General features: G+C 71.7%; 14 protein-coding genes and 1 rRNA gene. 13 read left to right on the forward strand and 2 right to left on the reverse strand.

What is annotated here, in order from left to right; all coding sequences use genetic code 11:
- The first annotated feature begins 1 nt into the window (after nucleotide 1).
- Nucleotides 2–412, forward strand: coding sequence for a VOC family protein (locus tag HJC40_RS25965; RefSeq protein ID WP_250004447.1), 411 nt, complete (start codon nucleotides 2–4; stop codon nucleotides 410–412).
- Here the strand turns inward: HJC40_RS25965 and HJC40_RS25970 are convergent.
- Nucleotides 396–1412, reverse strand: a complete 1017-nt coding sequence (locus HJC40_RS25970) for a LacI family DNA-binding transcriptional regulator (protein WP_250004449.1) — start codon at nucleotides 1410–1412, stop codon at nucleotides 396–398. The genes HJC40_RS25965 and HJC40_RS25970 overlap by 17 nt on opposite strands.
- 198 nt (nucleotides 1413–1610) lie before the next feature.
- On the opposite strand from HJC40_RS25970, the gene HJC40_RS25975 reads away from it, so the two are divergent.
- The 12 genes from HJC40_RS25975 (at nucleotide 1611) to HJC40_RS26030 (ending at nucleotide 13916) form a co-directional block, all read left to right on the forward strand.
- Nucleotides 1611–3356, forward strand: a complete 1746-nt coding sequence (locus HJC40_RS25975) for a polysaccharide biosynthesis tyrosine autokinase (RefSeq protein WP_250004451.1) — start codon at nucleotides 1611–1613, stop codon at nucleotides 3354–3356.
- A gap of 76 nt (nucleotides 3357–3432) precedes the next feature.
- Nucleotides 3433–4356: a siderophore-interacting protein gene (locus HJC40_RS25980; protein ID WP_250004454.1), complete on the forward strand. Its 924-nt coding sequence runs from the start codon at nucleotides 3433–3435 to the stop codon at nucleotides 4354–4356.
- A gap of 141 nt (nucleotides 4357–4497) precedes the next feature.
- A complete protein-coding gene (locus HJC40_RS25985) occupies nucleotides 4498–4914 on the forward strand; it encodes a response regulator (RefSeq protein WP_250004457.1) in 417 nt (138 codons plus the stop codon).
- A 97-nt stretch (nucleotides 4915–5011) separates the two neighbouring features.
- Nucleotides 5012–5227: a Flp family type IVb pilin gene (locus HJC40_RS25990; protein ID WP_250004459.1), complete on the forward strand. Its 216-nt coding sequence runs from the start codon at nucleotides 5012–5014 to the stop codon at nucleotides 5225–5227.
- 24 nt (nucleotides 5228–5251) lie between these two features.
- Nucleotides 5252–5695, forward strand: coding sequence for a TadE/TadG family type IV pilus assembly protein (locus tag HJC40_RS25995; protein WP_308200949.1), 444 nt, complete (start codon nucleotides 5252–5254; stop codon nucleotides 5693–5695).
- Nucleotides 5683–6930, forward strand: coding sequence for a Tad domain-containing protein (locus HJC40_RS26000; protein WP_250004465.1), 1248 nt, complete (start codon nucleotides 5683–5685; stop codon nucleotides 6928–6930). Before HJC40_RS25995 ends, HJC40_RS26000 begins: the two co-directional genes overlap by 13 nt.
- 22 nt (nucleotides 6931–6952) lie before the next feature.
- Entirely contained in the window at nucleotides 6953–7750 is a 798-nt protein-coding gene (locus HJC40_RS26005) for a Flp pilus assembly protein CpaB (RefSeq protein WP_250004470.1), read from the forward strand.
- On the forward strand, nucleotides 7747–8928 hold the full coding sequence (locus tag HJC40_RS26010) for a P-loop NTPase (protein ID WP_250004472.1): 1182 nt from the start codon (nucleotides 7747–7749) through the stop codon (nucleotides 8926–8928). The genes HJC40_RS26005 and HJC40_RS26010 overlap by 4 nt, the downstream gene beginning before the upstream one ends.
- Complete coding sequence (locus HJC40_RS26015) at nucleotides 8925–10316, forward strand: CpaF family protein (RefSeq protein WP_250004473.1); 1392 nt, start codon at nucleotides 8925–8927, stop codon at nucleotides 10314–10316. Before HJC40_RS26010 ends, HJC40_RS26015 begins: the two co-directional genes overlap by 4 nt.
- The gene (locus tag HJC40_RS26020; RefSeq protein ID WP_250004475.1) at nucleotides 10313–11266 is read left to right on the forward strand and encodes a type II secretion system F family protein; all 954 of its coding nucleotides are present in this window, start codon (nucleotides 10313–10315) and stop codon (nucleotides 11264–11266) included. Before HJC40_RS26015 ends, HJC40_RS26020 begins: the two co-directional genes overlap by 4 nt.
- A gap of 5 nt (nucleotides 11267–11271) precedes the next feature.
- Complete coding sequence (locus HJC40_RS26025; RefSeq protein ID WP_250004476.1) at nucleotides 11272–12186, forward strand: type II secretion system F family protein; 915 nt, start codon at nucleotides 11272–11274, stop codon at nucleotides 12184–12186.
- Between the two features lie 53 nt (nucleotides 12187–12239).
- Nucleotides 12240–13916, forward strand: a complete 1677-nt coding sequence (locus tag HJC40_RS26030) for an ATP-binding protein (RefSeq protein ID WP_250004479.1) — start codon at nucleotides 12240–12242, stop codon at nucleotides 13914–13916.
- Nucleotides 13917–14056: 140 nt separating this feature from the next.
- Here HJC40_RS26030 and rrf read toward each other — a convergent pair.
- Nucleotides 14057–14171: ribosomal RNA gene (gene rrf, locus HJC40_RS26035) — 5S ribosomal RNA — on the reverse strand; the annotation flags it as partial.

Genomic DNA, 14171 nt, shown 5'->3' on the forward strand with positions numbered 1-14171 from the left:
CATGAACCTCACCATTCACAACACGTTCCTTCCGGCCGACAACCCCGAGGCCTCGCTGGCGTTCTGGCGCGACACGATGGGCTTCGAAGTGCGCAACGACGTCGGTTACGGCGACATGCGCTGGATCACCGTGGGCCCGCCCGGGCAGCCGCAGACCTCGATCGTCCTGCACCCGCCGACGGTCGACCCGGGCCTGACCGACGACGAGAAGCGCACCATCGCCGAGCTGATGGCCAAGGGCAGCTACGCCAGCATCGTGCTCAGCGCGCCCAACGTCGACGAAGCCTTCGAGCAGGTGCAGAAGAGCGGCGGCGACGTGGTGCAGGAGCCGATCGACCAGCCGTACGGGCTGCGCGACTGCGCCTTCCGCGACCCCGCCGGCAACATGGTCCGGATCAACCAGCAGCCGTAGCCGGTGGCGCGGAGCTCTCCCGCTCGACCAGCGTCGGCGGCAGCAGCCGCACCGGCTCGATCGATCGGCCGTCGAGCAGCCGCATCGCCGTCTCGACGGCCAGCCCGCCGACGTCGTGGGCCGGGATGTCGACCGAGGTGAGCGGCAGCGGCATGGTCAGGGCCACATCCCGCGGGCAGATCGCCACCACGGAGATGTCCGCGGGGACCCGGCGCCCGTCGGCCCGCAGCTCCTCGAGCACCATCCGCAGCACTTCCTCGTTGTGCACGACCAGCGCCGTCACGCCCGGCAGCTGCGCGTCGATGTCGGCCAGGCAGGCCCGCACCCCCGCCCGGTCGGGCTCGCACGGATGCGTCACCGTCTCGAGGCCCAGGCCGGCCGAGGCGGCGGTGAACCCGGTCAGGAACCTTTCCGCGTACGTCGTACCGCGCCGGTAGACGGCCGGTGACGGACCGACCAGGGCCACCCGCCGGTGCCCGTACCAGGCCAGGTGCCGCAGGGCCTCGGCCGCCGCGGCCTCGAAGTCGAGGTCGACGCAGGCGATCCCGGCCGGGTCCTCGGGCAGCCCGATCAGCACCGACGGCTGCTTGAGCTTGCGCAGGGCGGTCAGGCGGACGTCGTCGCGCTCCACGTCCATCACGATGAGCGCGTCGACCATGGTGCTGTGGGCGACCCGTTCCAGACCGGCGGTGCCCTCGTCCTTGGTCAGCAGCAGCACGTCGTGGTTGTGGCTGCGCGACGCGGTGACCACGGCCGTCGCGAACTGCATGATGACCGGCACGCTGACGTCGGCCCGCAGCGGCACGACCAGGGCCAGCACGTTGGTCCGGCTGCTGGCCAGGGCCCGCGCGCCCGCGTGCGGGTGGAAGCCGAGCTCGGCGATCGCCGCCCGCACCCGTTCGCGGGTCCGCTCCGAGATCGGGCGACGGCCGCTCAGCACGTACGAGACCGTGCTCGGGGACACGCCGGCCGCCCGCGCCACGTCGTTGATCGTCGCCATCCACCCCTCCGCACGCCCGTGGCCCATTCCGGGCAGCCCGAAAGGCGATCCTACCGACACCCGCCGGATCGTCGAAGCGCTTCGATGATTTCGGCTCGGGGCGGCCGGTCGCCGGTAGCCGACAGGGGCGCGGCTAGCGGGGCCGGATGGTCGGGTCTTAGGGTGTGAGCAGCGGCAACGCGGGAGGGCGGATCCGGTATGACGACGAACGGCAGACCCGTGCGGCTTCTGCGAGGGTACGGCTGGTGGATCATCCTGGTGACCGTTCTGGTCACCGCTGGGGCCTATGCGCTGAGCCGCGTCGAGCCGGTCAGCCACCGTTCCACCGCGACGGCGGTGGCCGCGCCGCGGCTGCGGGCGAACGTGACCCCGGTGCCCGCCGACGCCGGCACCGAACGTGAGATCGCCCGGTCGGCCACGGTGCTGCGGGAGGTCGCCGCCGACCTGCGCCTGTCGCCGGAGGAGCTCGCCGACGGCCTGACCGTCGAGCCGGCCCAGGGGTCGGCGATCACGATCGCGTACACCGACGGCGACGCCACAACCGCCCGGCAACGCGCGCAGGCCGTGGCCGCCGAGTACGTGCGCTACCGCAACACCACCACCGCGCAGTACGGCATCGCCGCGTCGCTCGTGTCGCCGGCCGGCCCGGCCGAGGAGCAACGGCTCCCCCTCTGGCTGTATCTGACCGTCGGCGCGGTCGCGGGCCTGCTGCTCGGCCTGCTCGGCGCGGTGGGACTGGCGCGCCGCCGCGACCGCCTCCGCGGGCGGGTCCACTACGAGGACCAGACCGGGCTGCCGGTGCTGGCCACGATTCCCCGGGCCCGCCGTCCGCGCGGACCGGGAGCGTCGCTGCCGGTGCTGCTGCGCTCGCCCGATTCGGCCGACGCCGAGTCGTACCGCTATCTGCGGGCCCGGCTCGACCCGTGGCTGGCCGGGCCGGCCACGGTGCTGGTGGCCGGCGGGCGCGACGGCGAGGGCCGCAGCACCACGGCGGCCAACCTGGCCGTCGCCCTGGCCCAGTCCGGTCGCCGGGTCGTGCTGGTCGACGCCGACGTCCGCCGGCCGGCGCTGCACCTGATGTTCGACCTGTCCCGTGACCGCGGGCTGATCGACGTCCTGACCGGCCGGCACACGCTGGCCGAGACGCTGGCGGCCGGCGCGATCGTCAACCTGCGGGTGCTCGCCGTGGGCGCCGACCGGGACAACGCGGCCGATCTGCTCGCCGCGGGCGGTCTGACCGGCCTGCTGCACGAGCTCAAGGAGCAGTGCGACGTCGTGGTGCTCGACTCGCCGGCGCTGCTCGCCGTGGCCGACGGCATCGGGCTGGCCACCCAGGCCGACCACGTCCTGCTGGTCACCGATTACCGCCGCAGCGCGCGGGCCGAGGCCGTGCGGGTCGCCGCCGATCTCGAGCAGGTGGCGCCCGGACGTGTCTCGGCGGTGCTGATCGGCGTGCCCGAGCGCGAGGGGGGCTCGATCCCGCGTAGCCGGATGGGCCGCGCCCCCGCCCCCGTGCCGGCCCCGCAACCGCCGGTCGACCGGTTCGCCGTCCTGGACGGACCGGCCGATCCGCTGCCCAAACCGCCTCCGCGCGAGGAGCCGGCGCCCCCGAAGGCACAAGAGCCCGCGATCGCAGAAGAGCAGCCGGTAGCCAAAGAGCACCCGGTGGCCCAAGAGCCACCGGCTGGGAAACAGCCGCCGGTGGCGAAAAAGCTGCCGGAGGCGGAGCCGCCCCGGGAGGCGGAACCCGCGGCGGTCGAGTCCCCGGCGGTGGAGCGACCGGCCCCGAGGTCCAGGCCGATCAGCGCCAAGGCGGCGATTCCCAAGCCCCGCGTCTACACCTCGGCGGCCAAGGCCGAGGCCGAGGCGCGGGTGGAGGCCGCGAACGGCTTGGAGCCCGCGAACGGGCCGGCCGCGACAGCGGAGGCGCCGGCCGAGAAATAACCCGGGTGGTGACCTTCGGGGCCGACAGGTTAGGTTAGCCATACCTTTGGTCCTGGAACTGCCCTGGAGGCCCCCCGTGACTCAGACCGCTGACCCGGCCGTGCGGACGCTGCCGTGGCGGTTCTTCGCCACCGAGGTACGGCAGGTGCGCCGGCTCAGCCCGCACTTCCTCCGGGTCACCTTCACCGGCGACGACCTGGGCCACTTCGCCGACAACGGCTTCGACCAGCGCATCAAGCTGATCCCGGCGCTGCCCGGCTCGGGCCTGGCCCACATGCCGACCGGCGAGGACTGGTACACGGAGTGGCGCGCCCTGCCCGAGGAGCAGCGCAACCCGATCCGCACGTACACCGTGCGGGCCGTGCGCCCCGAGGCGCGCGAGGTGGACGTGGACATGGTGCTGCACGGCGTCGACGGCCCCGCCTCCCGCTTCGCCGCCGAGGCCCGGCCCGGCGCCCCGGCCTATCTGCTCGGGCCCAACGCCGATTTCGACGGCGTGCACGGGGGCATCGACTTCCACCCGCCCGCCCACACCGACTGCCTGTTGCTGGGCGGCGACGAGACCGCGGTGCCGGCCATCGCCGCGATCCTGGCCGGCCTGCCCGCCGACGCCCGGGGCGAGGCCCTGCTCGAGGTGCCCTCGGCCGCAGACGCACTGGACCTGATCGCCCCCGAGGGCGTCCGGGTCACCTGGCTGGCCCGGGACGAGGCCGCCCACGGCGCCAGGCTCGTCCCGGCCGTCCGGGCCGCGAGCCGGCGGATCCTGGGCGACGACCAGGTGGGTGCCCCGGCCGAGCTCGAGGACGTGGACGTCGATCACGACATGCTCTGGGAGGTGCCCGAGGAGTTCACCGACGTCAGCCGCTTCTACGCCTGGCTGGCCGGCGAGGCCGCCATGATCAAGGCCCTGCGCCGCCACCTGGTCGCCGAGTGCGGCGTCGACCGACGCCTGGTGGCGTTCATGGGCTACTGGCGCCTCGGGCGCGCCGAGGGCAACTAAACCGACCTTGTCCCTGTTTCCGCCGAATTCCTCCGGTGGGGTGGCTTTTCGCCTAGCGTTTTCGGTGAGGCCACGCCCGTTTGCGGCCCCCAGGAGAGCCGCGCCCCCGGGCACGGCTCCACCGAGCCCGAGGAGGAAGGCATGTGGAACACCTCGGCGCCGCAGCAGGGCCCGGTCGTCCTGCTCGTGGAGGACGACGAGGATCTGCGCGACATGACGTCGCAGATGCTCGAGCTGCGCGGTTTCCAGGTGCTGGTCGCCACCGACGCGGTCAGCGCCATCACCAAGTGCAAGGTGCACGAGGGCAAGATCGACGTGCTCCTGACCGACCTCGGCCTCCCCGGCGTCTCCGGGGGTGAGCTCGCCCGCTCGGCGCACGCCGTCCGCCCCGGCATGGAGACCGTCTACATCTCCGGCATGCCGCAGGAGATCGCCATCCGCCGGGGCATCATCAAGCGCGGCGCGTCCTTCATCGCCAAGCCCTTCACCGCGGACCAGCTGGCCGGCACCCTCCGGTCGGTTCTGGCCCAGCACAACAGCAACGCTCCTGCACCCTGAGTTTTCTTTGGTCCGACTTAACTCTGCGTCGACTCCTCCGATTCATAGGGTCACAGGCCGGAAAAACCCGGCCGGCCACTGATCCGGGGGGACCCCAATGCTGCCTTTCCACTACATCGCCGCGTACGCCCAGTCGCACTTCACCGCGGTGAAAGAGCGCATGTCGCGTGACGAGGGTGCCACGGCGGTCGAGTACGGCCTGCTGGTCTCGCTCGTCGCTGTGGTCATCATCGTCGGCGCCACGACCTTCGGCGCCAAGATCAGTGAGCTGTTCACCGCCGTCGCCGGCAAGATCAAGGTGCCCACCCCGTAAGCAGGAAGGCCGGTAGTCACGAAAGTGCGTACCGCCAGTCGTCCCTCCCTCAGCCCCGGGCCGCGCACCGCGCGTCGGCCGGCCCGGGGCGAGGAGGGCGCGGCCGCGGTTGAAGCCGCCATCGTGTTACCGCTCATCCTGCTCCTGCTGTTCGGCATCATCGATTTCGGCCGGGCGCTGCAACAGCAGGCCCTGCTCACCTCGGCCGTTCGTGAGGGCGCCCGCACCGGGGCCCTGAACGGCACGGCGGCCGCCGTGCAGACCAAGGTTCAAAGCATCGCCGGGATGGACGTCACCGTCGTGTCGTCCATCTGCACCAGTGGCAGCCTGATCTCGGCGGACGCGTCGGTCACGGCCACCCAGCCGTTCACGGCCCTCACCCCCGTCTTCGCGCTCATGCAGTACTACGGCTCCACCACAACGCTCACCAGCCTCAGGGCCACCGGGGTCATGGCATGCACCGGCTGACCCGGCACCTGCTCTCTCCGGTCCGTCGCGCCTGGCGACGGGCCTCTCGGCGTCATGGCTCCGAGCACGGCGCCGTCGCCGCGTTGTTCGCCGTCATGGTGAGCACCGGCGTGATCATCACGATGGGCGCGCTCGTCATCGACGTCGGCCAGATCGCCCTCGAACGCCAGGAGTTGCAGACCGGGGCCGACACCGCCTCGTGGTCGATCGCCACCAAGTGCATCGCCAAACCGGCCGACTGCACGATGGCCAAGCAGTCCGTGGTCGCCCAGGACTATGCCAACCGCAACACCAAGGACGGTTCGGCCGACGCACAGATCTGCATCTCCAGCCTGAGCGCCCAGTGCACCGCCTGGAACAGCCCGGCCGCCTGCCCGGCCACCACGATCACCGGCGGCACCTCCGTCGAGGTGCGCACCAGCACCCGTACGGGAGCCTCGACCCTCCTCCCGCCGGCCTTCGCCGGCGCGATGTCCGGGTCGGCGTCGACCGGCGTCACCGCCGGCGCCTGCGGGCGGGTCGCCTGGGGCCCGCCGGGCCTGACCAAGGTTCTGGCGCTCGGGTTCTCGATGTGCGACTGGAAACGCATGACCCAGAACGGGACCACCTTCTACGGCCCCTTGAGTCCCCTGCTCAGCCAGCTCGGTCTGTACTCGGTTCTCGGCCTGCCCGCCCCGACCGCCTCCGCGGAGAGCGCCATTCCCGCGGTGCTGCCGGCGTCCATCCTCGGGCTCCCGTTGCCCTCGTGCACCTCGCCATTCGACCTCACCGAGCCGCGCGGGTGGGTGTGGCTGGCCAACAACGACCTCTCCCCGCCCGACGCCAACTGCGAGATCTCCCTCAAGGTGGGCGACCGGCCGCGATCGCAGTTGCTCTCCGGCCTGACCCAGGGCATCGCCTGCGCGGGCCGGCTCCAGGCCCAGCTGGCCAGCCGGCAGCCGGTGCTCGTCCCGATCTTCGACGACATCGCGCCGCTGATCTCGCTCACCCCGACCTACCGCATCGCCGGCTTCGCGCCGTTCGTCTTCACCGGCTACACCGCCCTGATCCCCGGCCTGCTCTCGGGGGTCGGAAGCCTGCTCAACGGCGGCGTCGCGGGGCTTCTGCAGAGCGTGCTGTGCGGAACCTCGCAGTGCATCCTCGGTTACTTCACCAAGACGCTGGTGCCGGTCGACATCCCCTCGTTCGGCACCGGGCCCAACTTCGGCGCCACGGTCATCGGGCGTACGGGATGACCGGGTCGCAAGGAGGTCGGGAATGAGCCGACGCATCGTTCTGCTGGGCGTGGCCGCCGTGCTGGCGGTCCTCAGCGCGCTGGCCGTGGTCGCCTACGCGAGCGGCGCCGACCGTCGCGCGGTCGAGGGCAAGAAGGGCGTCTGGGTACTGCTGGCCACCGACGCGATCCCGAGCGGCACGACCGGCGCCCAGATCCGCTCGCGCCGCCTGGTGCGCCAGGTGCTGATGCCGGCCGAGACGGTGCCCTCGGGCGCGCTGGCCAAGCTCGACCCGGCCCTCGACGCCAAGCAGCTCAACACTCAGCTCCAGCCCGATCAGATGCTGCTGAGCCGCCAGTTCGAGCCCGCGGTCAAGGCGGCGGCCAAGCCCGCCGCCACCTTCAAGGTGCCGCCCACACAACTGGCCATCAGCGTCGAGCTGGGCATCGCCCGGCAGGTCGCCGGCAATGTCAAGCGCGGCGACAAGGTCACCGTCTTCGTCACCACGCCGCGCAACGACAGCCCGGAGGACCCGCAGAAGACCTGGGTCGTGCTGCCGACCGCCACCGTGCTCAGCGTCGGGGAGAGCGTGCCGCCGAACATCGCGGCGCTGCTCTCGCCCAGCGGCCAGGCGTCGGGCTCGGCCGGTGCCAGCCCCACGCCGAGCCCCACCAGCACCGTCACCCTGCTGCGCTATGTGGCCACGCTGGCCGTCTCGCCCGATCAGGCCGACGCGCTGATCAACGCCTACAACCGCGGTTACCTGCACCTGGCGCTGCAGGGTGCCAAGGCGACCGTGACAGCGACGCCGACTGTCACCGAGAGCGGGGACGCTGGATGAGCCTTTACGTCTATCTCGAGCCCGACCGCGAGATGCTGGCCGAGCGCGGGCCCGAGTTCCAGGCGGTCGGCGGCGCGATCGTGCACAGCATGGCCGAGCTCGAGAACCACCTGCCGCGCTACCCCGAGACCCTGCTGGTTCTCATCGGCGCGAGCATCGATCTGGACGAGGCGCTGATGTTCACCGCCTATCAGCGCCTGCAGCGGCCGATGATCGGCGTCGTGCTGATCCGCAGGAGCATCGAGCCGCGCGAGGTGATCCGCTGCCTGCAGTCCGGGGTGCGTGACGTGGTCGAGGAGGCCGACTGGGACGGCGTCCGGCAGGCCACTGCCCGGTCGGTCGACGTCTCCAAGGCGCTCAGCACCTCGATCCGGTCGGGCGCCGAGATCGCGCCGCACGGCCGCATCGTTACCGTTTTCGCCGGCAAGGGCGGCTGCGGGCGCAGTTTCGTCGCGGTCAACCTGGCCGTGGCGCTGTGGGCCGGGGGCGCCCGCCGCGTGCTGCTGGTCGACCTCGACCTGCAGTTCGGCGACGTGGCGATCATGCTGAAGCTGCCGCCGGACCGCAGCATCGCGGGCGGCATCGCCATGGCCGGCCGCCTCGACGAGCCCGGCCTGCGCTCGATCGTCACCCCGTACCGCCCGGGGGTCGACGCGCTGCTCGCGCCGGGCAACCCGGCCCAGGGCGAGCACGTCCGCCGCGAGCTGGTGCTGGAGATCCTCGACGTGGCGCGGCCGCACTACGACTTCATCATCATCGACACCCCGGCCATCGTCACCGACCAGGTGCTCGCCGCGCTGGACGTCTCCGACTGGTTCGTGCCGATCGTCACGCCCGACCTGCCGACCCTCAAGACGGTGCGCCTGACCGTGGAGATGTTCGACATGCTGGAGTACCCCCGCGACCGCAGCCTGCTGGTCTTCAACCGAGCCAACACCCAGGTCGGCCTGACCACGGCCGACGTCGAGGAGGCGATCGGCATGCCGTTCGCGTCGCTGGTGCCCTCGAGCCGGGACGTGCCCATCTCGGTCAACCAGGGCGAGCCGCTGCTGCTGACCGAGCCGCTGCACCCGGTGAGCCGGGCGATCCGCCAGCTCGCCGACCGCTGCGCCGGCACCGAGACCGCGCCCGAGCCGAAACGCGGGCTGTTCGGCCGCCGCAAGAAGGTGAAGCGGTGAGCCTGTCGGCCCGGCTCGGCATGTACGGGCGGGCGAACAACGAGGAGGACACCGAACCGGCCGACGAGCCGGATCGCCGGGCGTCCGGGTCGAGCCAGCGTTACCGGGCCGCGGGCCGGCAGGCGGCCGACCCCGTCTACGACGTACGCCTGCGGATCCAGCGCCGGCTGGCCGACGAGCTGGGACCGACCCTGTACGCCAGCCGCGGCGAGGACGACGGGCTCGACGCCCGCGTGCGGGAGGTCCTCTCCGATCTGCTGGCCCGCGAGGAGACCCCGCTCTCCGGCAGCGACCGGGCCCGCATCGTCAAGGAGGTCATCGACGAGGTCATCGGCCACGGACCGATCGAGGGCCTGCTGCGCGACCCGTCGGTCACCGAGGTCATGTGCAACGGCGCCAAGTTCATCTACGCGGAACGCTTCGGGCGCATCGAGCGGACCGAAGTGGAGTTCGACGACGACGCGCACCTGCGCCGCATCATCGACCGGATCTGCGCCCGGGTGGGCCGTCGGGTCGACGAGGCCAGCCCGATGGTCGACGCGCGGCTCCCCGACGGCAGCCGGGTCAACGCCATCGTGCCGCCGATCGCCCTCGACGGCGCGTCGCTGACGATCCGCAAGTTCTCGGCCACACCGCTGACCGTCGGCGACCTCATCTCGTACGGGACGATGACCCGGCCCGCGGCGGAGTTCCTCGACGCGTGTGTGCGTGGGCGGCGCAACATCGTGGTCAGCGGCGGCACCGGCTCCGGCAAGACGACCATCCTCAACGTGCTGTCCAGCTTCGTGCCCACCGACGAGCGCATCGTCACCATCGAGGACGCGGCCGAGCTGAGGCTGGGGCAGGACCACGTCGTACGACTGGAGTCGCGCCCGGCCAACGCCGAGGGGCGCGGCATCGTCAACACGCGGGACCTGGTCCGTAACTCGCTGCGGATGCGGCCCGACCGGATCGTCGTCGGCGAGGTCCGTGACGCCGCCGCGCTCGACATGCTGCAGGCCATGAACACCGGTCACGACGGCTCGCTGACCACCCTGCACGCCAACACCCCGCGCGACGCGCTCTCCCGGCTCGAGACCATGGTGCTGATGGCCGGCATGGACCTGCCCAGCCGGGCGATCCGCGACCAGGTCGCCTCGGCCGTCGATCTGATCATCCAGATCACCCGGTTCAAGGACGGCTCCCGCAAGGTCAGCCACATCACCGAGGTCGTCGGCATGGAAGGCGACACGATCACCCTGCAGGACCTGTTCCTGCACGAGGTCAGCGCCGAAATCCCGCCGCACCTCGCCCAGCTCAGGACCACCGGCATCCGCCCGCGCTTCGTCGACGCGCTGGCGATGTACGGCGTCACGCTGCCCCCGAACCTGTTCGGCGGGCCCCGATGACGATCGTCGCCCTGCTGGCCGGTGCGACCGCGTTCCTGATCTTCTTCGTGGTGGTCGAGCGTCTCTTCGGGCGTACGCCCATGCAGCGCCGCCTGGCCACGCTGCGGCACTACACGGCCGGCGATCGCCAGGTCGAGGAGTCCCTGCTGCGGCGCCTGCAACACGCCGCGGGCGACTTCGTCGAACGCTCCCCCGCCCTGACCCGGCTCGCCGCCCGGGCCGAACCCAAGCTCGACCAGGCCGCGGCCAAGATGCGCCCGACCGAGTGGCTGGTCCTGCGGGGCACGATCGCGCTGCTGGCCGCGCTCGCCCTGGTGGTCCTCCTGCACCCGCTGGTCGGCCTCCTCGCCGGTCTGCTGCTCGGCTTCTTCGGGCCCGGCCTGCTGCTCAGCCTCCGGATCCGGCGGCGCCGGCAGCAGTTCACCGACGAGCTCCCGGTTCTGCTGCAACTGGTCCTCAGCGCCCTGCGTTCCGGCTTCACCCTGCAACAGGCGGTCGACGCCGCGGTCCGCGACGACGAGGGGCCGGTGGCCGAGGAGTTCAGCCGGGCCCTGTCCGAAGCGCGGATCAACGGCGAGTTCGAGGACGCCCTGCAGCGGGCCGGCGACCGCGTCGGCAGCCCCGAGCTCAGCTGGCTCGTCCTGGCCCTGCGGCTGCAGCGGGAGACCGGCGGCAGCCTGGCCGAGGTCATGCAGACCACGGCCGAGACCCTGCGCGAACGCGCCTATCTGCGACGGCACGTCCGGTCGCTGTCGGCCGAGGGCCGCATCTCGGCGTACGTGCTGGTCGCGTTGCCGCTGTTCGCCACGGGCCTGCTGTTCGTGGCGCGGCGCGAATACATGGCGGTCCTCTGGCAGACGGCGATCGGCATCGTCATTCTCGTCGTGGCGGCCATCATGGTGCTCATCGGCACGCTCTGGCTGCGTGCGGTCACGAAGATCGAGGTCTAGGCGGCATGACAGCCGGGACGCTCGTCTCCGTGGCCGCGGCCTTCGCCGTGCTCGCGGTCGCCGCCGCCGCGGCCGCCGTCACGATCCCGCCCAGCCGCCGCCAGCGCATGCTGCGCATCCTCGCCTCGTTCGACCAGAGCCGCAATGCCGGCCGGGCCGCCCAGCGGCCCCTCGGCGGCCGGCTACGCCCGCCCGTGATCTGGGCCATCCAGCAGGTCGGCAACGCGATCACGCCCGTCGGCGCGCGGCGGCGGCTGTCCCGCGGGCTCGACTACGCCGGGAACCCGGTGGAATGGCCGCTCGACCGGGTCATCCGCGCCCGGGTCGTCGCCGCGGGGGTGATCGGCCTCCTGGCCTGGTACGTCGCCCAGCGCACCGAGCCCCTGTACGCGCTGCCGGCCCTGCTCGGCGGCGTGCTCCTCGGCATGAACATCCCCAACCTGCTGGTCTACAACGCCGGGACGAAACGGCAGGCGGCGCTCACCCGGTCGCTGCCCGACGTGCTCGACGCGATGGTCATCGGCGTCGAGTCGGGCCTCGGCCTGGACGCGGCCATGGCCCAGGTGGCGGTGCTGCTCGTCGGGCCCATGCCGGACGAGATCAACCGGGTGCTGCAGGAGATGCGGCTGGGGGTCGCCCGCACCGAGGCGCTGCGCTCGCTGGGCGCGCGGACCACCGTACGGGACCTGAAGACACTCATCACGGCGCTGGTGCAGGCCGGCGAGCTGGGCATCTCGGTCGCCGGCATCCTGCGGGAGCACTCCGCCGAGCAACGCATGCGCCGCCGTCAACGGGCCGAGGAACAGGCTCAGAAGGTCACCGTGAAGCTGCTGTTCCCGGTCATCTTCTGCCTGTTCCCGGTCATCTTCATCGTGGTGCTGGGTCCAGCCCTGATCAACATTATGACCAGCGGCTTCTGAGGCTCGGGCGCCACCTGTCCTCAGTTGTGGCCGCCACCTGCCGATGAGGGAACGTGACGTCTGTCGTTAGCGGCTCCCGGATCGGGCTGGACGAAGAACGCCGGCTCGCTGTCCTGCACGAGTACTGCCTGCTCGACGCGCCCGCCGACGACGAACTCACCACCGTGGTGCGGGTCGCCGCCCTGGTCGCCGGGGTGCCCACGGCCACGCTCAACCTGATCGACGAGAGCCGGCAGTGCCAGCTGACCACGTACGGCTTCGAGGGCGGCAACACGGCCCGGTCCGACTCGATGTGCGCCATCCAGTTCCGGGCCGGCCGCTTCGTGCACGTCTCCGACGCCCGCGAACATCCGCTCTACTGCGACAATCCCTGGGTCACCGGCCAGCTGGCGTCGGTCCGCTTCTACGCCTCCGCCCCGCTGATCACCCCCGAGGGGTACGCGCTGGGCACACTCTGCGTCTTCGACGACTGCGTCAAGGAACTCACCGACGACCAGGCCGGGCGTCTCACCGACCTGGCCGACGTGCTCGTCGCCCTGTTCGAGCGGCGCCGCCAGGCCCGGCTGAACGAGAGCCTGGCCGACGCCGCCGAACGCACGAAGCAGTTCACCACCACGGTGCTCGAGACGATCGACGTCGGGGTGGTGGTGTCGGACGCCGATGGCCACGTCACCCTGCTCAACCGCGCGGCCCGGGAGTGGCACGGCCGGGAAGCCGACGCGACGCTCGACCCGTCGTCGCTGCCCGGCACCTACGGTCTCTTCGACGCCGAGGGGCAGCGCCGCCTGCAACCCGAGGAGGTGCCGTTGCTGCGGGCCCTCCACGAGGGGGTCGTCCAGAACGCCGAGATAACGCTGCGGGCGCCGGGTCGCCCGGTCGTGCAACTGAGCTGTACGGGACGGCGCCTCGTCGACGACACCGGCCGGGGGCTCGGCGCCGTGGTCGCCATGAACGACGTCACGGCCGATCGGGCCTACCGCCGCGAGATCGAGGCAGCCAGCGCGGAGATCGCCGCCCGCGGTGAGAAGCTGGCCGCGGCCCTGGTCGAGTTGAGCCGCTCGAACGAGGAACTGGAACAGTTCGCCGGCGCGGTCAGCCACGACCTGGTCCGGCCCATGGCGGCGGCCCACGGCTTCCTCGACCTGCTGTCCGGCGAATACTCGTCGACCCTGGACGAGAGGGCCGGCAAGTGGCTGACCGGGGCGATGAGGTCGGTCGAGCGGATGCAGAAGCTGGTGGACGCGTTGCTGCGGTACGCGCGGGCCGGGCAGACCCCGTACCAGGCGGAGCCGGTGGCCCTGAACACCGTGCTGCTCGACGTGCTGGCCGACCTGCGGACAGCCACCGAGAGCAGCCAGGCCCAGATCGCCGCCACCGACGACCTCCCCACGGTGCAGGGAGATCCGGTGCTGCTGCGCCAACTGCTGCAGAACCTGATCGACAACGCCATCAAGTACCGCCACCCGGAGCGGCCGTGCCGGATCACCGTCAGCGCGTCGTCGTTTCCGGACCGATGGGTGGTGCGGGTGGCCGACAACGGGATCGGCATTCCGCCGGAGCAACGCGAGCGGGTGTTCGAGATGTTCGCCCAGGTCGACCCCAGGCAGCAGAAGGGCTACGGCATCGGCCTGGCCACGTGCCTGCGCATTCTGGAACGCCACCGCGGCCGGATCGCTCTCGAGGGAACCCCCGGCGGCGGCACCACCGTCTGCCTCAGCCTGACCAAATAGCGTCCGCCCAGCCCCCCAAAGCGTCTGCCTCAGGCTGCCCCGCTTCCCCAAAGCGCCGGCCTCAGCCTGCCCAAAGAGCGAAAGAATCCGTAAATAGCAGTAGGCCCACCCCGTGTGGGGTGGGCCTACTGTCACGTTGAGTCCGGCGGCGTCCTACTCTCCCACACCCTCCCGAGTGCAGTACCATCGGCGCTGGAGGGCTTAGCTTCCGGGTTCGGAATGAGACCGGGCGTTTCCCCTCCGCTATGACCACCG

Source organism: Actinoplanes sp. M2I2 (genome assembly GCF_023544445.1).
Classification (GTDB): Bacteria; Actinomycetota; Actinomycetes; order Mycobacteriales; family Micromonosporaceae; genus Actinoplanes.

Bases quoted from the DNA above. Each gene is read 5' to 3' on its own strand.
- HJC40_RS25990 (WP_250004459.1), top strand. From the start codon at position 5,012: ATGCTGCCTTTCCACTACATCGCCGCGTACGCCCAGTCGCACTTCACC.
- HJC40_RS25975 (WP_250004451.1), top strand. From the start codon at position 1,611: ATGACGACGAACGGCAGACCCGTGCGGCTTCTGCGAGGGTACGGCTGG.
- HJC40_RS26025 (WP_250004476.1), top strand. From the start codon at position 11,272: ATGACAGCCGGGACGCTCGTCTCCGTGGCCGCGGCCTTCGCCGTGCTC.
- HJC40_RS26010 (WP_250004472.1), top strand. From the start codon at position 7,747: ATGAGCCTTTACGTCTATCTCGAGCCCGACCGCGAGATGCTGGCCGAG.
- HJC40_RS25985 (WP_250004457.1), top strand. From the start codon at position 4,498: ATGTGGAACACCTCGGCGCCGCAGCAGGGCCCGGTCGTCCTGCTCGTG.
- HJC40_RS26000 (WP_250004465.1), top strand. From the start codon at position 5,683: ATGCACCGGCTGACCCGGCACCTGCTCTCTCCGGTCCGTCGCGCCTGG.
- HJC40_RS26005 (WP_250004470.1), top strand. From the start codon at position 6,953: ATGAGCCGACGCATCGTTCTGCTGGGCGTGGCCGCCGTGCTGGCGGTC.
- HJC40_RS25965 (WP_250004447.1), top strand. From the start codon at position 2: ATGAACCTCACCATTCACAACACGTTCCTTCCGGCCGACAACCCCGAG.
- HJC40_RS25970 (WP_250004449.1), bottom strand. From the start codon at position 1,412: ATGGCGACGATCAACGACGTGGCGCGGGCGGCCGGCGTGTCCCCGAGC.
- HJC40_RS26020 (WP_250004475.1), top strand. From the start codon at position 10,313: ATGACGATCGTCGCCCTGCTGGCCGGTGCGACCGCGTTCCTGATCTTC.